The sequence below is a fragment of the Pseudomonas sp. M20 genome, from assembly GCF_045037865.1.
Classification (GTDB): domain Bacteria; phylum Pseudomonadota; class Gammaproteobacteria; order Pseudomonadales; family Pseudomonadaceae; genus Aquipseudomonas.
On the sequence record NZ_CP173611.1, the window covers coordinates 5,977,879 to 5,999,492 of the forward strand.

23 protein-coding genes and 1 pseudogene are annotated in these 21,614 nt (G+C 60.4%); 16 read left to right on the plus strand and 8 right to left on the minus strand.

Annotated elements, in window-relative coordinates:
* Positions 1-67: 67 nt before the first annotated feature.
* The 3 genes from cyaY to rnk all read left to right on the plus strand — a co-directional run bounded on the left by cyaY (position 68) and on the right by rnk (position 1,168).
* On the plus strand, positions 68-400 hold the full coding sequence (gene cyaY, locus ACI514_RS26510; RefSeq protein ID WP_160059870.1) for an iron donor protein CyaY: 333 nt from the start codon (positions 68-70) through the stop codon (positions 398-400).
* A 4-nt stretch (positions 401-404) separates the two neighbouring features.
* A complete protein-coding gene (locus ACI514_RS26515) occupies positions 405-629 on the plus strand; it encodes a DUF1289 domain-containing protein (RefSeq protein WP_405122668.1) in 225 nt (74 codons plus the stop codon).
* Positions 630-757: 128 nt separating this feature from the next.
* A complete protein-coding gene (gene rnk, locus ACI514_RS26520) occupies positions 758-1,168 on the plus strand; it encodes a nucleoside diphosphate kinase regulator (protein ID WP_007911103.1) in 411 nt (136 codons plus the stop codon).
* A 6-nt stretch (positions 1,169-1,174) separates the two neighbouring features.
* On the opposite strand, the gene ACI514_RS26525 is transcribed toward rnk, so the two are convergent.
* The 3 genes from ACI514_RS26525 to ACI514_RS26535 all read right to left on the minus strand — a co-directional run bounded on the left by ACI514_RS26525 (position 1,175) and on the right by ACI514_RS26535 (position 5,007).
* Positions 1,175-4,018, minus strand: a complete 2,844-nt coding sequence (locus tag ACI514_RS26525) for a class I adenylate cyclase (RefSeq protein ID WP_405122669.1) — start codon at positions 4,016-4,018, stop codon at positions 1,175-1,177.
* 183 nt (positions 4,019-4,201) lie between these two features.
* A complete protein-coding gene (locus ACI514_RS26530; protein WP_008084565.1) occupies positions 4,202-4,447 on the minus strand; it encodes a TIGR02647 family protein in 246 nt (81 codons plus the stop codon).
* Between the two features lie 275 nt (positions 4,448-4,722).
* Positions 4,723-5,007, minus strand: coding sequence for a hypothetical protein (locus tag ACI514_RS26535; RefSeq protein WP_405122670.1), 285 nt, complete (start codon positions 5,005-5,007; stop codon positions 4,723-4,725).
* 123 nt (positions 5,008-5,130) lie between these two features.
* On the opposite strand from ACI514_RS26535, the gene ACI514_RS26540 reads away from it, so the two are divergent.
* A complete protein-coding gene (locus tag ACI514_RS26540; protein WP_160059867.1) occupies positions 5,131-5,790 on the plus strand; it encodes a glutathione S-transferase family protein in 660 nt (219 codons plus the stop codon).
* 126 nt (positions 5,791-5,916) lie between these two features.
* Here ACI514_RS26540 and argH read toward each other — a convergent pair whose 3' ends face one another.
* A complete protein-coding gene (gene argH / locus ACI514_RS26545) occupies positions 5,917-7,311 on the minus strand; it encodes an argininosuccinate lyase (protein WP_007911110.1) in 1,395 nt (464 codons plus the stop codon).
* 334 nt (positions 7,312-7,645) lie between these two features.
* On the opposite strand from argH, the pseudogene ACI514_RS26550 reads away from it, so the two are divergent.
* The 8 genes and pseudogenes from ACI514_RS26550 to ACI514_RS26585 all read left to right on the plus strand — a co-directional run.
* Positions 7,646-7,786, plus strand: a pseudogene (locus ACI514_RS26550) (sensor histidine kinase); the annotation flags it as partial.
* Positions 7,783-8,529 (plus strand): LytTR family DNA-binding domain-containing protein, encoded by a 747-nt coding sequence (locus tag ACI514_RS26555; RefSeq protein WP_007911111.1) that lies wholly within the window; start codon positions 7,783-7,785, stop codon positions 8,527-8,529. The pseudogene ACI514_RS26550 and the gene ACI514_RS26555, both read left to right, overlap by 4 nt.
* 138 nt (positions 8,530-8,667) lie before the next feature.
* Complete coding sequence (gene hemC / locus ACI514_RS26560; RefSeq protein WP_160059866.1) at positions 8,668-9,609, plus strand: hydroxymethylbilane synthase; 942 nt, start codon at positions 8,668-8,670, stop codon at positions 9,607-9,609.
* Positions 9,606-10,367, plus strand: coding sequence for a uroporphyrinogen-III synthase (locus ACI514_RS26565; protein ID WP_160059865.1), 762 nt, complete (start codon positions 9,606-9,608; stop codon positions 10,365-10,367). The genes hemC and ACI514_RS26565 overlap by 4 nt, the downstream gene beginning before the upstream one ends.
* A gap of 16 nt (positions 10,368-10,383) precedes the next feature.
* Entirely contained in the window at positions 10,384-11,526 is a 1,143-nt protein-coding gene (locus ACI514_RS26570; RefSeq protein ID WP_405122671.1) for a uroporphyrinogen-III C-methyltransferase, read from the plus strand.
* Positions 11,523-12,761 (plus strand): heme biosynthesis protein HemY, encoded by a 1,239-nt coding sequence (locus tag ACI514_RS26575; RefSeq protein ID WP_405122672.1) that lies wholly within the window; start codon positions 11,523-11,525, stop codon positions 12,759-12,761. Before ACI514_RS26570 ends, ACI514_RS26575 begins: the two co-directional genes overlap by 4 nt.
* Positions 12,762-12,979: 218 nt before the next feature.
* Entirely contained in the window at positions 12,980-13,531 is a 552-nt protein-coding gene (locus ACI514_RS26580) for a disulfide bond formation protein B (RefSeq protein ID WP_160059862.1), read from the plus strand.
* Between the two features lie 183 nt (positions 13,532-13,714).
* Positions 13,715-14,173, plus strand: coding sequence for an Rsd/AlgQ family anti-sigma factor (locus tag ACI514_RS26585; RefSeq protein WP_064116385.1), 459 nt, complete (start codon positions 13,715-13,717; stop codon positions 14,171-14,173).
* Positions 14,174-14,233: 60 nt separating this feature from the next.
* On the opposite strand, the gene ACI514_RS26590 is transcribed toward ACI514_RS26585, so the two are convergent.
* On the minus strand, positions 14,234-14,899 hold the full coding sequence (locus ACI514_RS26590; RefSeq protein WP_160059861.1) for an FKBP-type peptidyl-prolyl cis-trans isomerase: 666 nt from the start codon (positions 14,897-14,899) through the stop codon (positions 14,234-14,236).
* A gap of 192 nt (positions 14,900-15,091) precedes the next feature.
* Between ACI514_RS26590 and ACI514_RS26595 the strand changes: the two genes are divergently transcribed.
* Positions 15,092-16,306, plus strand: coding sequence for an AlgP family protein (locus ACI514_RS26595; protein ID WP_405122673.1), 1,215 nt, complete (start codon positions 15,092-15,094; stop codon positions 16,304-16,306).
* Here ACI514_RS26595 and ACI514_RS26600 read toward each other — a convergent pair.
* Positions 16,303-16,764, minus strand: coding sequence for a TIGR02444 family protein (locus tag ACI514_RS26600; protein WP_405122674.1), 462 nt, complete (start codon positions 16,762-16,764; stop codon positions 16,303-16,305). The two genes, ACI514_RS26595 and ACI514_RS26600, sit on opposite strands and share 4 nt — an antisense overlap.
* 50 nt (positions 16,765-16,814) lie before the next feature.
* On the opposite strand from ACI514_RS26600, the gene ACI514_RS26605 reads away from it, so the two are divergent.
* The 3 genes from ACI514_RS26605 to rhtB all read left to right on the plus strand — a co-directional run bounded on the left by ACI514_RS26605 (position 16,815) and on the right by rhtB (position 20,131).
* On the plus strand, positions 16,815-18,725 hold the full coding sequence (locus ACI514_RS26605) for an ATP-binding cassette domain-containing protein (RefSeq protein ID WP_160059858.1): 1,911 nt from the start codon (positions 16,815-16,817) through the stop codon (positions 18,723-18,725).
* The gene (locus tag ACI514_RS26610; protein ID WP_160059857.1) at positions 18,725-19,306 is read left to right on the plus strand and encodes a mechanosensitive ion channel family protein; all 582 of its coding nucleotides are present in this window, start codon (positions 18,725-18,727) and stop codon (positions 19,304-19,306) included. Before ACI514_RS26605 ends, ACI514_RS26610 begins: the two co-directional genes overlap by 1 nt.
* A 192-nt stretch (positions 19,307-19,498) precedes the next feature.
* A complete protein-coding gene (gene rhtB, locus ACI514_RS26615) occupies positions 19,499-20,131 on the plus strand; it encodes a homoserine/homoserine lactone efflux protein (protein WP_160059856.1) in 633 nt (210 codons plus the stop codon).
* Between the two features lie 114 nt (positions 20,132-20,245).
* Here the strand turns inward: rhtB and ACI514_RS26620 are convergent, their stop codons facing one another.
* Both ACI514_RS26620 and lpoB read right to left on the minus strand, forming a co-directional pair.
* On the minus strand, positions 20,246-20,989 hold the full coding sequence (locus ACI514_RS26620) for a penicillin-binding protein activator LpoB (protein WP_160059855.1): 744 nt from the start codon (positions 20,987-20,989) through the stop codon (positions 20,246-20,248).
* Between the two features lie 3 nt (positions 20,990-20,992).
* Complete coding sequence (gene lpoB / locus ACI514_RS26625; RefSeq protein ID WP_016772610.1) at positions 20,993-21,580, minus strand: penicillin-binding protein activator LpoB; 588 nt, start codon at positions 21,578-21,580, stop codon at positions 20,993-20,995.
* Between the last annotated feature and the right edge of the window lie 34 nt (positions 21,581-21,614).

Consider the following 21,614-nt stretch of genomic DNA (forward strand, 5'->3'; position numbering starts at 1 on the left):
AATCGGCCGGCAGCGTCCGTATCTTTCGGCGCTTGAGCCTGATCAGACATTTTTTGAGGTTGCCGCAATGAGTTTGTCCGAAGCCCGTTTTCACGATCTGGTCGATGAAACCCAGGAAAAACTGGAAGACATCTTTGACGAAAGTGATCTGGATATCGACATGGAGAACTCGGCCGGTGTGCTCACCGTCAAGTTCGAAAACGGCTCGCAGCTGATCTTCAGCCGCCAGGAGCCGCTGCGTCAGCTGTGGCTGGCGGCGGTGTCCGGTGGTTTCCACTTCGACTACGACGAAGAAAGCGAGCGCTGGATGTGCGACAAGAGCGAAGAGCAATTGGGCGAAATGCTCGAGCGCATCGTCCAGCAGCAGGCTGGCGCTGAATTCGACTTCGAAGGTCTGTGATTCCGTGACCGACACCGCTCCTGTTCGTCCACCGAAGCCGCTCTACAGCAACATCAGCCCGGCCGTGCCCTCGCCGTGCAGCGGCGTTTGCCGACTCGACGAGCACAAGGTTTGCCTGGGCTGCTTCCGCCACGTCGAAGATATTCGCGAATGGCGTTCGGCGGACGACGAGCGGCGGCGCGTGATTTGCGCGCAGGCGTCGCAGCGCAAGCAGTGCGGCGGGGCGTGACTTGTATATTTTTTGAGCTGTGATAGTGTCCGAACACGCCTCAACCCATCGAGGCCTGGTGAAAACCCCGTCTTTTTTGGCGGGGTTTTGCTTTTTTTGTGTGCAGAAGAAAGGAGTCTGCCCGGATCATGACCGCACCTTCCATCACCCTTACCCGTCTGGACGTGCAACGTCTGGAACGCCTGATCGACAGCCTGGATGACACGCTGCCGGGCGTGATTGCGCTGCAAACCGAGCTGGACCGCGCCGATACCGTGGTCGGCCACGATGAAGTGCCCGCCGATGTCGTGACGATGAATTCCCGTGTGCACTGCCGCGAAGAAGGCAGTGGCAAGGATTACCACCTGACGTTGGTCTATCCCAAGGATGCCAACGCCGATGAAGGCAAGATCTCGATCCTGGCGCCAGTCGGCAGCGCACTGCTGGGCCTGAAGGTCGGTCAGCACATTGACTGGCCGGCACCGGGTGGCAAGACCCTCAAACTGACTTTGCTGGAAGTCGAATCGCAACCGGCCAACGGTGGCGCGTTTCCCGAGTAATCCGCCTCAGACCTGTTCGAGTGCCTCGTTCAGAGCGCGCTCCAGGTCAGCCTTGTAGCGCAGATACAGATTGCTTGAACTCTGCCCGTCACCGAGCAGGCCCGAGAGGTCCAGGTCGGTGATGTAGCAGCGATAGCGTTCGCTGTCGCGGCGCTGCTCGACGATCTCCCGGGCGACCACGCTGAACAGTTGGTCGCCATGTTCCAGCTCGCTGAATTCCCTTTGATTGCAATACAGGGTGACCTGCACTTCGCCCGGTGCGGCTTTGCCGACAATTGCCTGCACGTCATAGAACGGCTTGTTCACTGGCGTCTGCGGTGCCGGCCGCGCTTCGACCCGTCGTGCGCGTCCCGGCCCCGAAGGCAATAACTGGTAATACAACGTTTCGAGACGGGCACCCGGGCCGGCATCCATCGGCAACACGGCTTCGCGACGGAACAGGATCGATTGCAGGAAGCGCTGCAGCGGCACCAGCAGACTCTGCTCGTCGTGGTACGGCAAATGCTGCTGCCACAGCGCATTGAATTCATCCAATACGTACAGCTCGGCTTGCTGTTCGGTAATGCGGTAGAACACCTGAATGCACTCCGGCTGGCCCATTGGCAGGATCAGCGCGAGGTCGTGTTCCTCCAGCGCCATCGGGTCCAGGTGCAGCGGGCTGTAGCGCGGCTGTTCCTCGCCGAGGTAATCGACCAGCGCCGGCAGGGTGGCGAGGGCGACGTGGTTGACCTGGCCCGGCACCAATTCCAGTACGTGATAATGCTGCTGCACCTGAATCAGATAGCGGTGATTCAACTCGCTGAGCAGCAGGTTCTGCGCGGTGTCGATGATTTCTTCAACCCGACGGGCAATGAACTGCGCGCGGTTGTGGCAGAAGCAGCGCACCTTCAGCGACGGCTGCGATGGCCCGCGTGGCAAATTGTTGAGGTAATCGCGCAGGCAGTCGAGCAGGGCATGCGGGCCGTCGAAGCGGTTGACCAGTACTTCGTTCCAGCTGTTGAGCGTGACCTGATCCAGCGTCAGCACGAGGTTTTCGCGCACACCGGCGTAGCTCAGCGAGTCGGTTCGCTCGGTGGTCATCAGGATATTGAGGTCGCGGTGATGTTTGAGCGGATCAATCCCGACGTTTACCAGAATCAACACTTCGCTCGGCACCGCGGCGCGCAGCAGCGGTTCTTCCGCGACGGTGGGCAAGGGCAGGGCGATGCACTGCTGCAGGCTGCCGAGCAGGTTGAACAGCTCGAACTCGCTCAGGTCGCTGGTGCCGGGATGCAAAGCGAGGCGCGTGCTGCTGTCGATCACACCGTTGCGGTGGCACCAGGTCAACAGCTCCAGTAACTCGCGGCTGCGCTTGATTGGCGCGAAGTGTTCCCACTCCAATGCGGTCAGGCTGCCGTTGTACAGGCCCCACTGGGTTTGTCCCGGCTCCTTCTTGTTGCGCGACTGCACCAGGGTCAGGGTGTCTTCGGCCAGATCCGGGGCGATGCCGGGGTTGATGAACTCGACCTTGTCGGCCTTGCGCTCGAAGGCGGCATAGAGCCTGCGGCCGAGCACATTGAGGTCGCGCTTGTTGATCAGGCTGACGGTCTGCTCGGTGCGAGCGAACTGGGTCAGGAAGCGATAGCTGTAGTTCAGCTCATTGACCAGCGCGCGGCGTTCGGCGCTGACCTGGCGGACTTTCCACTGACTGCGGCTGTCGAGCAGGGTCAGTTGTCGCTGATCCCAATGCCACTCGCTGGCCAGCCGTTCCAGCAACGTGCGTTGCCAGCTCTGGGTGCGGCTGTTGCCGGTGAGCTTGCGGTTGACCTTCAGGTACAGCGCGCGGCGCACCAGTTCCAGCCGCTCCGGCTCGTTACGCGCGGTGAGGTATTCCTCGATACGCCGGTACACGACCATGTACGGGTCCAGTTCATCCAGATCCAGTTGGTTGGCGAACACGGCTTTTTTGAAGCGCAGGCTCAGGCACTGCACCTGCGGGTGTTCGCTGGCGTAGACCTCGGTCAGCAGCAGTTTGAGCACCGATTTGTACGGTGACTCGATGCCTTTGAACAACTGCCACAACCCGGCGCCGATGAACTCGCCTGGCGGGATTCTCGCCAGGTGGCCAAGGTCGAGGGTTTCGTCGGCGCGGATGAAACGCTTGGACAGCAGGGTGTGGGTGTAGAGGTCGTAGGCGGTTTCTTCGTAAACCGGCACCAGCCACCAGATCGGCGTGCGCCCGGCCAGCCAGATTGCGGTGCGGTAAAACTCGTCCAGCAACAGATAGTGCTGAGTGCTGCCGCAGTTTTCCGAGCTGAGCTGGGTGTCGCGTTCGCCTTTGACGAAGCGCTCCGGGTCGATCAGGAAAAAATGCGCTTCGGCGCCCTGGCTCGCAGCCCAGGTTTCGAGCAACTGACATTTCTTGCTCAGCTCACTGAGTTCACTTTCGCTCAAGTCAGGCGCGTGGCAGACCCACACGTCCATGTCGCTCTGATCGGCCTGTGCCAGCGTGCCAAGGCTGCCCATCAGGAACAGGCCGTGGATCGGTCGTGGCGGGTTGCTGCCGTGACGCGGCTTGTAGGAGAACGAACGGGTCAGGCGTTGCGCTTCGGCGAGCGTATTGGTGTCCGGCTCGTAATTCGACAGACCGGCCGGCGTACTGCCCGAGACATAACCCGGCAGCAGCGGATGGTTGACGTGGAAGAACAGCGGCAACAGCGTCAACACGCTCTGTTGGCGCGTCGACAAACCTTCCAGGGCGCGGCCGAGGCGGCCTTCATTGAGTTTGAGAAAACGCGCGCGCAGTTGGCTGAGGACCTTGCGGTCAATGCCTTCGTCCAGGTCGGGGCGGATTTCGTGGGTGCGCGTCATGTCAGCTCAAACCGGCTCGCAGGCTCGGACGTAGAGGGTCTCGGAATGTCAGGCAGTTTAGCCTTAGCGCAGCGGGACTTTTAAGCTGAATTTGTTTTTTGACGTCAGATTTATATCGCGGGAGGCCGGGCAGGCCCGCGGAAATCCCGTGGCAGGAGTTCCCGTGGGCAAAGTCGGGAAGGATCAGGCGGTTTCCTGCTCTCTCAGAATGGTCAGCACGGTTTGCACATTTTGTGCGGCATCGCGACCGAGGCTGGTCAGATACCCGCCATCGGGCTGATCCGTCAGGTCTTTTTCAAAGAGGCGTTTGGCGGCAGAAATATGTTTCGGGGCAGCGGTCTGATGAATTTTCAAACCTTCCTGGGAACTGTCCAGGGGAAAGAGTGCGAGGACTTCCAGTTCGGCAACCAACTCAGGGGTAAGCGACATAAGGACTCCAGACTTTCTAGGAATTGGACGACAGCGTCCCTAAGGTGAACCCGCTTTTGCGGCATGTCCAGTGCTCAGATCAGGGATTTTGTCTTGAGGCGGATTCCAGTGTAGTCGGGGCCGGAGAGTTGGCTGGATGGATGGGTGACAAATTGTGTGGGAGCGAGCCTGCTCGCGAAAGCGGTGTGTCATTCAGCAAATAAGTTGACTGATAAAACGCCTTCGCGAGCAAGTCGAATCGTCGCACCGTCGCTCCCACAGGGGGGAATGTGTTGTTACTGATTTTCGGGTGGCAACTCTGGCAGTGCGCGCAGCGCCGCTTCGTACCATTCGGTATTGAACGCACGGTCTTCATCGAGCATCGCGTCAATCTCGCAGGCCAGCACGTGCGCCATCAGGTTGAGGATATCTTCGCGCTCCACACCCACCAAGGTCAGCTTGTTGAACGTCGCTTTGGCCGCTGGCGGGTTGTCGCTTTCGATCTGGTTCTCGATGGCTTCGATCAACGTAGCCTCGGTGAACTCTTCGTCGTCGTTGTCGATGTCTGTCGGCTCGCTCATGGCAGGCTCCTCATGGAAAGGCGCCAGTTTACCCGCATTCCGCGGGGTGATGCTGCTGGCGCGATTCGCCTGTGCGATCTATAAACAGGCCCTGCCCACCCCGCACGGCCTGGAGGCTATGTGATGTTCAAGCTCTACGGATTCTCAGTCAGCAACTACTACAACATGGTCAAGCTGGCGCTGCTGGAAAAAGGCCTGCCGTTCGAAGAGGTCACGTTCTACCCGACGTCGACCCCTGAATCACTGGCCATCAGCCCGCGCGGCAAAGTGCCGGTGCTCGGTGTAGACGCCGGTTTTATCAACGAAACCGCGATCATCCTTGAATACCTCGAGCAGACCCAGAAAGGCACACCGCTGCTGCCAAGCGATCCATTCGAGCGCGCGCAGGTGTTGGCGATTGCCAAGGAAATCGAGCTGTACATCGAGTTGCCTGGGCGTGCCTGCTATGGCGAGGCGTTCTTCGGCATGACCTTGCCGGACGCGATCAAGGAAAAGACCAAGACTGAATTGCTACTGGGTTTTGCTGCGCTGGGCCGTCACGGCAAATTCGCCCCGTACGTGGCGGGCGACAGTCTGAGCATTGCCGATTTGTATTTCTTCTACAGCGTGCCGCTGGCCTGTGCGGTCGGGCAGAAGCTGTTCGGGATCGATTTGCTGGCGGAGATGCCGCAGGCGAAGGCGTTGCTGGAACGGCTGGAGCAGAATCCGCATGTGCAGAAGATTGCGGCGGACAAGGAAGCGGCGATGCCGGCGTTTTTGGCGATGATCGCTGCCAAGAAGTGATTTTTTTGCTGTTCTGAAGATCGCATTCGCGAGCAGGCTCGCTCCCACAGAGTTATGTGCTGAAACACGATTACGTGTTCGACGCAGAATCTGTGGGAGCGAGCCTGCTCGCGAAGCTTTTGGCTTTTAGCGGCTGGCGATCAGCGCCTGACCGCGAACCACAGCAGCCTTGACCTGCGCCGGCGCAGTGCCGCCGATATGGTCACGGGCATTCACCGAGCCTTCCAGGGTCAGCACGGCAAACACGTCCTGCTCGATCTGATCGCTGAACTGGCGCAGTTCTTCCAGGCTCATCTCGGCCAGATCCTTGCCAGTGTCCACGCCGTATTTCACGGCGTGACCAACGATCTCGTGGCAATCACGGAACGGCAGACCACGACGCACCAGATAATCCGCCAGATCGGTCGCGGTGGAGAAGCCACGCAGCGCCGCTTCACGCATGATCGCGTGCTTGGGTTTGATCGCCGGGATCATGTCGGCAAAGGCCCGCAGCGAGTCACGCAGGGTGTCGGCGGCGTCGAACAGCGGCTCTTTGTCTTCCTGGTTGTCTTTGTTGTAAGCCAGCGGTTGGCCCTTCATCAAGGTCAGCAGGCCCATCAGTGCGCCGAACACGCGGCCGGTCTTGCCCCGCACCAGCTCTGGCACATCGGGGTTTTTCTTTTGCGGCATGATCGAGCTGCCGGTGCAGAAACGGTCCGGCAGATCGATGAACTGGAATTGCGCGCTGGTCCACAGCACCAGCTCTTCGGAGAAACGCGACAAGTGCATCATCGCGATGCTCGCGGCCGAGCAGAATTCGATGGCGAAGTCGCGATCGGAGACGTTGTCCAGCGAGTTGCCGCCGACGGCGTCGAAGCCCAGCAGTTGCGCGGTGTATTCACGGTCGATCGGGTAGGTGGTGCCAGCCAGCGCGGCGCTGCCCAGTGGCATGCGGTTGGTGCGCTTGCGGCAGTCGACCAGACGCTCGTAGTCGCGGCTGAGCATTTCGAACCAGGCCAGCATGTGGTGCCCGAAAGTCACCGGCTGCGCCGTCTGCAGGTGGGTGAAGCCCGGCATGATGCTCGCGGCTTCGCGCTCGGCTTGCTCCAGCAGGCCTTTTTGCAGGCGGGTAATTTCGGCGAGGATCAGATCAATCTCGTCACGCAGCCACAGGCGGATGTCGGTGGCGACCTGGTCGTTGCGGCTACGCCCGGTGTGCAGCTTTTTACCGGTGACGCCGATGCGGTCGGTCAGGCGTGCTTCGATGTTCATGTGCACGTCTTCGAGATCGATGCGCCAGTCGAACTGGCCGGCCTCGATTTCGCCCTGAATGGTCTTCAGGCCATCGATGATGCTGTCGCGCTCGGCATCGGTCAGCACGCCGACCTTGGCCAGCATGGTGGCGTGGGCGATCGAGCCCATGATGTCGTGGCGATACAGGCGCTGGTCGAAAGTGACGGAGGCGGTGAAGCGGGCGACGAAGGCGTCGACGGGTTCACTGAAGCGGCCGCCCCAGGACTGATTGGTCTTGTCAGTGCTCATGAATTCGCTCGTATCGGCTTGAAGAAAGAAGGCGTGAAACGCTGGCGCGGATAATAACAGGGTTGCCAATCCTGTCGCTGACACTGGTCGATACGTTTTTTTCTCATTGTGTGCGCCATAGTCGCCGCTGGCCCCGGAGGTTTTGCGCAAGGATATTTTTCGATTGAGCAATATCGGCCCGGCGAGCGTCTACAGTTGGACATAAGGGTCGACGCGGCTCCGGATCGCGCAAAGGTCTGGCCGCCGACTATAAGAAGAGGGGGTGGGTGTTTTGTCCTTCGGCAAACCCCGTGAGAAACGCAGGAAACAGCGGGCTTTGAGCAGTACGACCCGGACACTGGCAAATATTGCTGGCCGACGTACGGCACTTTTTGGCGCTCGGGCTAGTCTTAGCGTGGATCGCGGTGACGGACGTCACTTCACCTGTCTACGCTATCCTTGTGCGAGACTCACGCAGGAATCCAGCGCAATATGAATGTCCTGATCGTTGATGACGAACCACTGGCTCGCGAGCGCCTCAGCCGAATGGTGAGCGAGCTCGAGGGTTATACAGTTCTGGAGCCCAGCGCCACGAATGGCGAAGAGGCGTTGGCACTGATCGACAGCCACAAGCCGGATATCGTGCTGCTCGATATCCGTATGCCAGGCCTTGATGGCCTGCAGGTCGCTGCCCGTCTGTGCGAACGCGAAACGCCGCCGGCCGTGGTGTTTTGCACCAGCCCCGATGAATTTGCCGTGGAAGCCCTGCAGGCCAGCGCCGTGGGCTATGTGGTGAAACCCGTGCGAACTGAACATCTGCATGACGCCCTGAAACGGGCTGAACGTCCCAACCGGGCGCAACTCTCGGCCCTGACCCGTCCCGCTGCCGAAAGTGGCACCGGCCCGCGCAGCCACATCAGTGCGCGCACCCGCAAAGGCATCGAACTGATCCCTCTGGATCAGGTGGTCTATTTCATTGCCGATCATAAATACGTGACTTTGCGCCACGAGGCCGGCGAAGTGCTGCTCGACGAGCCACTCAAGGCTCTCGAAGACGAATTCGGCGAGCGCTTCGTGCGTATCCACCGCAACGCCTTGGTTGCCCGCGACCGTATCGAACGTCTGCAACGTACGCCGCTGGGGCATTTCCAGCTGTTCCTCAAAGGTCTCAATGGTGATGCGCTGATTGTCAGCCGTCGGCATGTGGCCGGTGTGCGCAAAATGATGCAGGGCCTGTAACCCGGTCATTCCGGACGGCTCCAGCTCCTTTTAACCGGGCATTGCAGGCCAGGGAGGCCGCGCCGACTCTGATTCAGGTCAAAGTGGATTTGGCTGAGCTGTTATTATCCGCCGTATCTATTCAGTACGGATTGATCCATGTCCTCTCGCGAAATCCGCATCGCCACCCGTAAAAGTGCGCTGGCCCTCTGGCAGGCCGAATACGTCAAAGCCCGTCTGGAAGCGGCCCATCCGGGTCTGCTGGTGACGCTGGTGCCCATGGTCAGTCGCGGCGACAAGCTGCTCGATTCGCCCCTGTCGAAAATCGGCGGCAAGGGTCTGTTCGTCAAAGAACTGGAAACCGCGTTGCTGGAAAACGAAGCCGACATCGCCGTCCACTCGATGAAAGACGTGCCGATGGACTTCCCGGAAGGCCTCGGTCTGTTCTGCATCTGCGAGCGCGAAGACCCGCGTGATGCCTTCGTTTCCAATACCTACGCCAGCCTCGATGCGTTGCCTGCCGGCGCCATTGTCGGCACCTCCAGCCTGCGTCGTCAGGCGCAATTGCTGACCCGTCGCCCGGATCTGCAAATTCGCTTCCTGCGCGGCAACGTCAACACCCGCCTGGCCAAGCTTGACGCCGGCGAGTACGACGCAATTATTCTCGCGGCAGCCGGTTTGATCCGCCTCGGTTTTGAAGACCGCATCACTTCGGCGATCAGTGTCGATGACAGCCTGCCGGCCGGTGGCCAGGGTGCAGTCGGTATCGAATGCCGCAGCGCTGACACTGCAATCCACGCCTTGCTCGCACCGCTGCATCACGCCGACACCTCGTCGCGCGTCACTGCCGAACGTGCCCTCAACAAACATCTGAATGGCGGCTGCCAAGTGCCGATCGCCTGCTACGCCGTGCTGGAAGGCGAGCAGTTGTGGTTGCGCGGTCTGGTCGGTGAACCGAGCGGTGGCAAGCTGCTTAGCGCCGAAGCTCGTGCGCCACGTGCCGATGCCGAAGGATTGGGCGTGAAGGTGGCCGAAGATCTGCTCAGCCAGGGCGCCGACGATATTCTCAAAGCGGTCTATGGCGAGGCGGGTCACGAGTGACTGGCTGGCGCCTGCTGCTGACCCGCCCTGCGGATGACTGCACGGCGCTGGCGCAGACGTTGGCAGTGCAGGGTTTTTTCAGTAGTTGTTTGCCGCTTCTGGACATTGTTGCGCTGCCGGTCTCTGACAATATTCGTCAGGCGATTGCGCGGTTACCGCGTTGCGACGCGGTGATCGTGGTCAGCAAGCCGGCGGCACGCATTGCGCTGGATCTGCTCGGCAACTCGTCTTCGCTGACAATGCCGTGGTTCAGCGTCGGCGCGGCGACCGCACAGATTCTGCGCGAGCATGGCCTCGACGTCAGCTTCCCGGCCGATGGCGATGACAGTGAAGCCTTGCTGCAATTGCCGCGTCTGCGTGCAGCGGTCGGTCAGCCCGGGGCGCAGGTATTGATCCTGCGTGGAGAGGGTGGGCGTGAACTGCTCGCCGAGCGTTTGCGTGAGCTAGGTGCTAGTGTCGAGTATCTGGAATTGTATCGACGCGACCTGCCAGCCTATGCCCCGGATGAACTGCCACGGCGGATCGAAGCGGAACGCTTGAACGGGCTGGTGGTCAGCAGTGGACAGGGTTTCGAGCACCTGCGTCAGATGGCCGGCGATGCCTGGCCAACAATTGCGCAATTGCCGTTGTTTGTTCCAAGCCCAAGAGTCGCCGAGCTGGCACTTGCCGCCGGGGCTCAAACAGTTGTGGATTGCCGCGGCGCGAGTGCCGCGGCTTTGCTGACGGCGCTACGGGAGCATCCCGTACCCGTTTTCTAATGCAAAGGATGGATACGTGAGCGAAACAGCCTTGCCAAAAGATGACGTCCAGCCTGTGATTGAACCCCAGGTTGAAACTCCACCGCCGGCCACAGAGCCGCGCCGAGGCAATGGATTGGCCATCGTCGCCTTGTTGCTCGGCGCCGCCGGTGTCGCGATCGGCGGCTGGGGTGTCTGGCAGGTCCGTCACCTGCAGACCAACACTCAGCAGCAGTCCGGTGAAGTGCAGGCGTTGAACGATCAGGCGCAGAGCCTGAAGCTCAATGAACAGCGCCTGACCGAGCGCCTCGCGCAGTTGCCAGGGGCCGACGAACTTGCCGAGCGCCAGCGTCTGGTGACGCAACTCCAGGGCGACCAACAGCGCCTCAATCAACGTCTTGAAACGGTGCTGGGCGCCAGCCGCAAGGACTGGCGCCTGGCCGAGGCCGAGCATCTGCTGCGTCTGGCCAGCCTGCGTCTTTCGGCGTTGCAGGACATCAGCAGCGCTCAAGCGCTGGTGCAGGGCGCTGACGAAATCCTCCGTGAGCAAAACGATCCCGGTTCCTTCGCCGCTCGCGAGCAAGTGGCGAAAACCCTCGTGGCGCTGCGCAGCACTGCACAACCGGATCGTACCGGTTTGTTCCTGCGTCTCGGCGCGCTGCGTGATCAAGTCATCGACCTCACCGAGCTGGCGCCGGAGTACAAGGATCGCGGTGAATCGCTGCTGGGCCTGACTGCCGACGGTGATGGCGCCAGTCGTTGGGCGCAGTGGTGGGATAAGGTCTCGCGCTACATCCGTATCGATTTCAATGCCGACAAGAATGTGCGGCCGCTGCTGGCCGGGCAGAGCCTGAGTCAAGTGCGTCTGGCCCTGAGCCTGGCGCTGGAGCAGGCGCAGTGGGCCGCGCTCAACGGTCAGGCGCCGGTCTACACCCAGGCGCTGGCTGAGGCGCGTGATGTCCTCAAGGGCAATTTCAACCCGGACAATCCGCAAAGCAAAGTGATGCTCGAACAGGTTGCCGAGCTAAGCAAGGAACCGGTCACGGTCACGACGCCGGACTTGGCCGGCACGCTGAGTGCGGTGCAAGCCTATCTTGAGCGGCGCAACGTCAATGCCGAAGAATCGGTGAAACCTTTCGCCAAACCTGCCGCCAGCACCGCGCAGGAGGCTACGCCATGAAACGCCTGTATGTGATTGTGTTTCTGGTGATAGCGGCGACGGCGGCACTGGGTCTGGCTATTGCCGAGCATTCCGGTTACGTGCTGGTGGCCTACAAGAGCTTCCGCTACGAGTCGAGCCTGTGGGCGACACTGGCGGTGATCGCAGTGTTGTGGCTGCTGATCTGGGGCATCAAGGCGTTGGTCGAGCTGGTCATGACCTCCACGGGCGTGGTCAATCCCTGGTCGCGCCGTAACCGCAGTCGGCGCGTGCAGGTAGCGATCGAGCACGGTCAACTGGATCTGGCCGAAGGTCGCTGGGCCAGTGCTCAGCGTCATCTTTATCGAGCAGCTGAAGCCGAGCGTCAGCCATTGCTGTACTACCTCGGCGCTGCCCGCGCAGCCAATGAGCAAGGCAATTACGAAGAGTGCGATCGTTTGCTGGAGCGCGCACTGGAGCGTCAGCCTCAAGCAGAACTGGCTATTGCTCTGAGTCATGCGCAGTTGCAGACCGACCGTGGCGATACCGACGGTGCCTTGGTCACCCTGCAAGCGATGCACGATCGCCATCCGCGCAATGCACAGACGCTGCGTCAGTTGCAGCGCTTGTATCAGCAGCGCGGCGAATGGTCGGCGGTGATTCGTTTGCTGCCGGAGTTGCGCAAGGACAAAGTCCTGCCACCCGCCGAACTGGCTGAACTGGAACGCCGCGCCTGGGGTGAAAACCTGTCGCTGGCAGCGCAGCGTGAAGAGGACGGGACCGTTGGCTTGCAGTCGCTCACGCGCGCTTGGGAGCAACTCACCTCAGCTCAACGTCAGGAGCCACCCTTGGTGTTGGCGTACGCCGAACAACTGCGTCAGTTGGGCGCTCAGGTCGAAGCGGAAGAAGTGCTGCGCAATGCCCTCAAGCGCAAGTACGACAGCCATCTGGCCCGTCTCTACGGTCTGGTGCGCGGTAGCGATCCAGCGCGTCAGTTGCAAACCGCCGAAGGCTGGCTGAAGGATCATCCGAACGATCCGAGCTTGCTGTTGACCCTCGGCCGACTGTGCCTGCAAACCAGTCTGTGGGGCAAGGCACGGGATTACCTGGAAAGCAGTCTGCGTGTGCAGCGCAATCCCGAGGCCTGTGCGGAGCTGGCGCGCCTGCTCGCCCAGTTGGGCGATACCGAGCGCAGCAATCAGTTGTTCCAGGAAGGCCTTGGTCTGCTGGACGAGCGCCTGCTGGCCGCGCCGTTGCCGGTTCCGGCCCATGTCTGAAGTGGCGAGGGAGTTCGCTCCCTCGCTTACCTTTTGTGGCTGAATTTTCCACTTCGTTGAGCGCCTGAGGCAAATTCCTACAACGGGCTACACCGATTCCTATCGAACCTGTCGGGTTTTCCCTACACCTCTGGTGAACTGTCGGCAGGGCCTTGCCTTGAAAGGCTGACACGCTTTCCTCTACCGTAACCGTCTGTCTCTACTGTTACGGAAAAGCCATGTCGTTGGCCTGCTCACGCTCCTTGTTCTTCATGGCTTTCACTGCGGGGGCCTTTGCTCTGGGAGCTTCCTATTATCTTGAATATGCTGTCGGCCTGACGCCGTGCAGCCTGTGCCTGGTGCAGCGTCTGTTCCTTACGCTACTGTGCGTGTCCAGTGGTGTGGCAGCGGTGCACGGCCCCAGGCGTGTTGGTCTGTGGTTGTACTGGCTGTTGACCTTGGGCGCGAGCATGGGAGGCACCACGGCGGCCTGGCGGCAGGTATTGATACAGAGCGATCCGCTGCTGCACCTGCTCAATTGCTCGCCAGCTCCCGAGGCCTTATTCAGCGGTCTGCCATGGATCTGTGCCTTGCAAACATTGTTTAGCGGCGGTGCCGATTGTGCGGAAATTTCCTGGACCCTGTTCGACCTGAGCATCCCGGAGTGGAGCCTGTTGTTCTTTGTCGCCGTCTCGATTCTGGCGGTGTATCAATTGTTGCGGCTGGTCTGGAGTGCTCTGCAACGCCCGCTCAGCGGCGAAGCGTCGCACTCGGTGCTGCTGCGGGATTAAACACTTGTATGAACTTTATCTCCTGCGTACCTTGAAGCCATAGGCGCGCGGGCATAATCTGGCCCGCACGTGTCATTGGATTTATGTTGCTCGATGACGCTCTGCCCGGCCGTTCCCCAAGGCAAAATCAAAAGAGGGGCGCGGGTGTAGAGCAGCATGACCCACAAGGGAAGAGAGATCGCCATGCTCGAAAGTTGTCAGAATGCTCAGGAACGTTGGGGTGGAGTTCATCTGCTGATCGACCGCTGGTTGCAAGAGCGTGAAGATCTGATCGGTGCCTACGACAAACTCGGTGCACAGCCTGAGTCGCTGTCCGAGAGCCGCAAGCCTCTGCAGGAATTCTGCGGTGTGCTGGTCGATTACGTCTCGGCCGGGCACTTCGAAATCTACGAACAGCTGACTGGCGAAGCCAAGGCGTTCAACGACAAGCGTGGTCTGGAACTCGCCGAGACGATCTATCCGCGCATCGACGTCATCACCGAGAAGCTGCTCGCCTTCAACGATCTGTGCGATGAAGGCAAATGCGTAGCCGAGAAGTTCAAGGAACTCGGCGGCCTGCTGCACGAGCGCTTCGAGCTGGAAGACTGCCTGATTGAAGTGCTGCACACAGCACACAAGGAAGAAGATCCGGTTCAGGCCTGATCCCGAATCCTGATCAAAAAAAACGGTGCGCCCGAAAGCGCACCGTTTTTTATTGCCCGATCAACTCGTCGCGCCACGCAATTCCACTTCAAATACCAGCGGTGTGAACGGTGCAATCAGGTCGCCGGCACCGTCGGCGCCATAGGCCTGATCCGACGGAATCACCAGTCGCCATTTTGCTCCCACCGGCATGTTCTGCAGCGCGGTGCGCCAACCCGCGATCACGCTGTCGAGGTTGAACCATTGCGGCTGAGTGTTTTGATCGAACACCGTGCCATCCGGCAGTCGACCGACATACAGCACCTGCACTTTTCCGTCAGGCCCGGCCTTGGTGCCATTGCCAGGTGTCAGCTCGGTGAGCAGGATGCCGTCGGCCAGTTCTTTTACGCCCGGTCTGGCTTTTTCAGCGGTCAGAAAACGTTGCTCGTTTTCCATCGCCGCGTCGCTCGAAGGCTGCGCAGAATGTTCGGCATGTTGCGCTTCATGATCGGCCAGAATCTGTTCGATGCGTGCTTCGCTCAGTGCCAGCGGCTTGCCTTGATAGGCTTGCTGCAAGCCATCGATCAGCGCCTGAATCTGCAATTGCGGGACTTCCTGGCGCAGCCGTTCACCGAGGCTGGCACCGAGGCTGTAGGCCAGATCGTGAGCATCGTTCGCGGTGGTTTTTTCGTCCGCGTGAGCGGCCGAAAAAATCATCCAGAGGGATAAAAAAAAGTAGCGCGACATGGGCACTCTCCGTCCTGAGATGCGGTGGATTATGCCAGCGCGAACGTCTGCAACGGTGAACTGCTTTTGACTTCGCGCAGAACATTTTCGATTCGGTGCAACGCAACGCAATCGATACTGTCAAGATGCCCTAGCGGCGGTAACTGCAGAGGTCTAGTATGAGCCGCACCCACGTCAGCCAGGAGGTAAACCATGTCGGCCACCAAGAAGCCTGTAAATACTCCGTTGCACTTACTCCAACAACTCTCGGGCAGCTTGCTCGAGCATCTGGAAAACGCTTGCTCCCAAGCCTTGGCTGATGCTGAAAAACTGCTCGCCAAACTGGAAAAGCAACGCGGCAAGGCGCAGGAAAAACTTCATAAATCCCGCACCAAATTGCAGGACGCAGCTGCCGCCGGCAAAGCCAAGGCACAGACCAAAGCCAAGGGCGCAGTGAAAGAACTGGAAGACCTTCTCGATGCCTTGAAGGATCGTCAGTCCGACACCCGCAGCTACATTCTGCAACTCAAGCGCGATGCCCAGGAAAGCCTGAAACTGGCCCAAGGTGTTGGTCGCGTTCAAGAAGCCGTGGGCAAAGTGTTGTCCTCGCGTGCAGCCAAACCGGCAGCGGCACCGGCGAAGAAAGCAGCTGCCAAACCTGCTGCTGCAAAAGCTCCAGCGAAAACCGCGGCGGCCAAGCCTGCTGCAAAAGCTGCTGCTAAAACCGCTGCCAAGCCAGCTGCAAAAACACCGGTGAAAGCCGCTGCAAAACCAGCTGCCAAAGCGGCCGCAAAACCTGCAGCGAAGAAACCTGCTGCGGCGAGCGCTGCAAAACCAGCGGCTAAAAGCACGGCGGCAAAACCTGCTGCGCGTACTGCCGCTGCCAAGCCGGCTACCCGTGCCGCCGCTGCTAAACCAGCCGCCAAACCAGCTGCAGCAAAAGCTGCTCCAGCGAAAACCGCCGCAGCTAAACCTGCTGCTAAACCTGCTGCTGCAAAACCAGCTGCCAAGACTGCCGCTAAACCAGCTGCCGCCAAACCTGCTGCAAAAGCGCCAGCAAAAGCTGCTGCCAAACCAGCCGTGAATGCCGCCGCCAAACCGGCAGCCAAGCCAGCCGCTAAACCGGCCGCTGCTGCCAAACCAGCGACTGCTGCTGCCAAGCCTGTTGCTGCAAAACCAGCCGCCAAGCCAGCTGCAAAACCAGCCGTTAAAAAGCCAGCCGCTGCCAAACCAGCTGCCGCTAAACCAGCTGCCGCTAAACCAGCTGCTGCTAAACCGGCTACCGCGCCTGCTGCTAAGCCAGCCGCACCGGCAGCGTCGGCTGCGCCATCGGCACCTGCTCCAGCCGCTACTACCTCGACGCCATCGACTACGCCATCGCCAGCCGCTGCGTCGAGCGTCAGCAACAACCCGACCAGCGCTTCCTAAGTGCCGGTTGCCGCGACGCGCAGCACTTGCAGCGCGTCGCGGTTCGGGCTGGCCGCCATGCCGGCCAATTCTTCCAGCCAGGTTGCCGAGCCTGCGTCGTTTTGCATCCACTCCTGCGCCACACCCTCAAGCCGTGACAGCAACGCTCGCTCAGCTTCCAGCTCGAGTGATTTGATCTGCTCGCGCATGCCTTTCAAAACCGCGTCATCCACCGCCCGCGCTTTCCATTGCATGCGCAGGGTTCGCAGCGGCTGCACCACCTCGATATCCCACTGTCCGGTCAGCGCCTGAAGCTGCCTTACGCGTTGTTCGTCGCAGGTTGCGCCACGTTGTTCCAGCCATAAGCCGCACAGCAGCAGGCACACATTGGCACCCGCCGTTTGCAGTTGCAGGCAGGCGTCTTCCACGCCCGGTCGGGCGTAGGTGGCAAGGGAAAAGCTCCACAGGTCAGAGGACATCGTGCTACTCGCGCCAGTTGTGAGCGAAGCTGGTAGACTCCGCCGCCATTATGATCCGACTTCAGAACCTGACTTTACAGCGTGGCCCGCAACGTCTGCTAGAAGACGCCGAGCTGACCCTGCACGCCGGCCACAAAGCCGGCCTCATCGGTGCCAACGGCGCCGGCAAATCGAGCCTTTTCGCTTTGATCCGGGGTGAGCTGCACCCGGATTCGGGTGACTGCTTCTTGCCGGCCGACTGGCGCATCGCCCACATGCGCCAGGAAATCGAGACGCTCGAGCGGCTTGCCGTCGACTATGTGCTCGATGGCGACCTGCGTCTACGCGAGGTGCAACGTGACCTCGCCGCCGCCGAAGCCGCGCACGACGGTGCCGCTCAGGCCCGCCTGCACTCGGAACTCGACAGCGCCGACGGTTACACCGCCGACGCACGAGCGCGCAAGTTGCTCGCCGGTCTGGGTTTCACCAACGAGCAGATGGATCGTCAGGTCGGTGATTTCTCCGGTGGCTGGCGGATGCGTCTGAATCTGGCGCAGGCCTTGATGTGCCCGTCGGACTTGTTGCTGCTCGACGAACCGACCAACCACTTGGATCTCGACGCGATCATCTGGCTCGAAGAGTGGCTGAAAAGCTACCCGGGCACCTTGCTGCTGATTTCCCACGACCGCGATTTCCTCGACGAAGTCGTCGACCACGTGGCGCATGTCGATCAGCGCAAGATCACTTTGTATCGCGGCGGCTATACCGCATTCGAACGCGCCCGTGCCGAGCGTCTGGCCCAGCAGCAACAGGCCTACGAGAAGCAGCAGGCGCAACGTGCGCACATGGAAAGCTACATCGCCCGCTTCAAGGCGCAAGCGACCAAGGCCCGTCAGGCGCAGAGCCGGATCAAAGCCCTGGAGCGGATGGAAGAGCTGTCGGCGGCCCACGTCGATTCGCCGTTCGATTTCGTTTTCCGCGAGTCGAGCAAGATATCCAGCCCGCTGATCGATCTGTCTGATGCGAGCCTCGGTTACGGCGACAAAACCATCCTCGAGAAGGTCAAGCTGCAACTGACCCCGGGTGCGCGGATCGGCCTGCTCGGGCCGAACGGCGCGGGTAAATCGACCCTGATCAAGAACCTTGCCGGCGAGCTGTCTCCGATCGCCGGGCGCCTGACCCGTGGCGAGAACACCGTGGTCGGCTACTTCGCTCAGCATCAGCTCGACTCGCTGGATTCCAAGGCCAGTCCGTTGCTGCACATGCAGCGTCTGGCGCCGAGCGAACGCGAGCAGACTCTGCGCGACTTCCTCGGCGGCTTCGATTTCCGTGGCGCACGCATCGATGAGCCAGTGCTGAATTTCTCCGGTGGTGAAAAGGCGCGTCTGGCCTTGGCGCTGATCGCCTGGGAACGACCAAACCTGCTGCTGCTCGACGAACCGACCAACCACCTCGACCTGGAAATGCGCCTGGCGCTGACCATGGCGCTGCAGGAATTCAGCGGTGCGGTGTTGGTGGTGTCTCACGATCGGCACTTGCTCAAGAGCACCACCGATAACTTCTACCTGGTCGCAGACGGCAAGGTCGAAGAGTTCGATGGCGACCTCGAAGACTATGCGCGCTGGCTGGTGGAATACCGCCAGCGCAACGCGCCAGTCAGCAATACGCCGGTGAACCCGGACAAGACCGACAAGAAGGCTCAGCGTCAGGCCGCAGCTGCGTTGCGTCAGCAATTGGCCCCGCACAAGCGTGAAGCCGACAAGCTCGAAGCCGAGTTGGGCAAGCTTCACGAGAAGCTCGCCAAGGTCGACGCCAGCCTCGGCGACAGCGACATCTACGAGCCGGCACGCAAGAACGAATTGCGTGATCTGCTCGCCGAACAGGCCAAGCTGAAGGTTCGTGAAGGCGAGCTGGAAGAGGCGTGGATGGAAGCCCTCGAGGTATTGGAAAGCATGCAAGCGGAGCTGGAGGCGCTGTCCTGATGGATGCGTTCAAGCTGCCGCTGCCGGCGGAGTGGGTCGAGCCGATCTGGTTTGTCGTGCAGATTCTGCTGATCCTGCTGGCCGGTTACCTCACCCAGCGCTTCGTCGCCAAAGGCCTGACCCGGTTGGGTGAGCGCTATCCGTTCCCGCCGCAGTTGCTGATGCCGCTGCGTGGTGTGCTGCGCTGGCTGATCATGGGCAGTGCGCTGATCTTCGTGTTGGAACGCCTTGGCGTTTCTGCCACGGTGTTGTGGACGGCTCTGTCGGGTTTCGTCGCGGTGGCGGCGGTCGCGTTCTTTGCGATGTGGAGTGTGCTGTCGAACCTGCTTTGCGCGATTTTGATCTTCACTGTCGGACCGTTTCGGTTGGGCGATATCGTTGAGCTGGTGGACACCACCGACAAGCCTGGCGTCAAAGGCCGGGTGGTGGCGATCAATCTGCTTTACACCACGTTGATCGAGGCGGAGGAGCTGGGGACCGGCAGCGCCATGGTGCAGGTGCCGAACAGCTTGTTTTTCCAGCGCTCGGTGCGACGTTGGCGCGGGACGGATGTGTTTCCGTCGAGTGGTTTCGAAAAGTGATTTCTGCGGCGTCTGATCTGGCACCTTCGCGAGCAGGCTCGCTCCCACAGTAGACCGCGATCAAATGTGGGAGCGAGCTTGCTCGCGAAGGGGCCCTCAGCAGCACCTGCAACATTCAGCAAAAATTGGTAGTCATCCATTCAAACCCGCATTAGCTTAGGCATTTGTCACGAGCATGAGTCGAGGTGTGCGATGGAGCTTCAAACATGGCTGGCGTTTTTTGCCGCCTGCTGGGTGATCAGTCTGTCCCCGGGTGCCGGCGCCATTGCGTCGATGTCCAGCGGTCTGCAATACGGGTTCTGGCGCGGTTACTGGAACGCCCTCGGCTTGCAAATCGGTCTGGCGGTGCAGATTGCGATTGTCGGCGCCGGTGTTGGCGCGATCCTCACCGCTTCGGCCACGGCCTTCCACGCGATCAAATGGTTTGGTGTGGCTTACCTCGTGTATCTGGCCATCAAGCAATGGCGCGCGCTGCCCATGGACATGAGTGATGACGCGGCTGTACGGCCGATCGGCAAACCGCTGGCGCTAATATTCCGTGGCTTTCTGGTGAACATCAGCAACCCCAAGGCTTTGGTCTTCATGCTGGCGGTGCTGCCGCAGTTCATCAACCCGCATGCGCCGTTGCTGATTCAGTATCTGGTGATTGGCGTGACCATGGTCTGCGTCGACCTGATCGTGATGGCGGGCTACACCGGTCTGGCGTCGAAGGTGCTGCGTCTGTTGCGCACCCCGCAGCAGCAGAAGCGCATGAACCGCACGTTTGCCGGGCTGTTCATCGGTGCAGCGGCGTTTATGGCGACGTTGCGTAAAGCGGCGGCGTAAACATCGCGGGCACAAAAAAGGCGACCTTTGCGGGTCGCCTTTTTTTTGGCTGGGACGCAGAGCGTTCCGGGATGCATTCCCACGCGGAGCATGGGAATGATCAGGGGCCAGTCATCAGCGCAGAATCACTGGCGCAGTATCGCGCGGCAGATTGTTGCGCTGCGGCGCTTCGCGCGGCTGCTCGTAACCACCGCCACCGAGCTGCATGCTCAGTTGCCCGGCCACGTCTTCACCCAGCGCCTTCGACACGTCACGCACCACTCGTGGGCGGTTCAGCGAGATCTTGATGTCGCGATGGTTCACCAGTTTGGTGTCCTGCGCTTCACCCATCGCCGTGAAGGCCGAAGTGATTTCGAAGGTCTTGGTGTTGATCAGGCTGAAATCCGCCACCAACGTCAGGCCCAGCACCGCCGAATAGCTGTCGGTGTGCGCCAGCTCGTTGACGTCCTGAGTGAAGTCGATGTCCGACACCGTACCAAACAGCACATAGTCGGCGCCTTTGAAGTTGCCGGCCTTGATCCGCTTGATCACGTCATAAACGTCACCCTTGGACGACGCGGTGTACGGCGTGCCCTGCACCAGCTGGAACATGCCGGTACGCAGGATTTCACCCTTGATGTCGCCAGTGAATTTGCGCAGCTCGCCTTGCTCGATGTAGCTGGTGCTCGCTTCGATCTCGTTGTAGCTCGAAGAGCCACTGGAGCTGTAGTAACCCTCGCGGTGATTGCTCTGGGCCGAAACGATGTGGATGTATTGCTCCACACGTTCCTGATACGCCAGATCCGTCACCGCGACTTTCGGGGCCGCTTGCACGCTGAACGCGCAAGCCAGGGCCATCATGCCAATCCATGCGCGCATCAATTAACGCTCCGTGGTTTTGCGGATCTCTTTTTCGTCCATCCACTCGGCCAGACCGCTTTCAACGTCGATCAGTTGCAGGCTGAATTTGTAGAAGACGTCCTTGTAGTCGCTGCTGCGCTTGACGATCGAGCTGATCGAACCTTCGATGCGGTACTTGGCGGCAACCATGTTGCCAGTCTTGGCCACGGTGCTCTTCTTGTACAGGCCGCTCTGGTTTTGCAGCTTGAGCTGATCAACCTGGCTTTGCATGGCGTTATTGTCGCTGGCGAAACGCGCAACACCGGTCTTCATCAGCTGAGTCTTGATGCTGGTGGTGATTTCGCGGGTGTCGATGTACTCGCTGGTCTTGTTCTTCACGTCGTAGACCTGAACCACCGGACGACCCTGCAGAATGCCGGACTGGGCCAGCGAGCGGGTCATCGATTCGGCGATCATTTGCAGGTCGGTCGAACCGAATTCGTTGGTTACGGTTTCAACCGCTTTGGTGTCGCCGTAGCTGATGTTCTTGCTGCCCAGGGTCGGCGAAGTGTTGGCGCAACCGGAGGCCAGCAGGGCGATAACGGCGATGCAGGAAAAGCGTGCAAACATGGGAGTGCTCTCTAAAACAGGAATTGGGTGACAG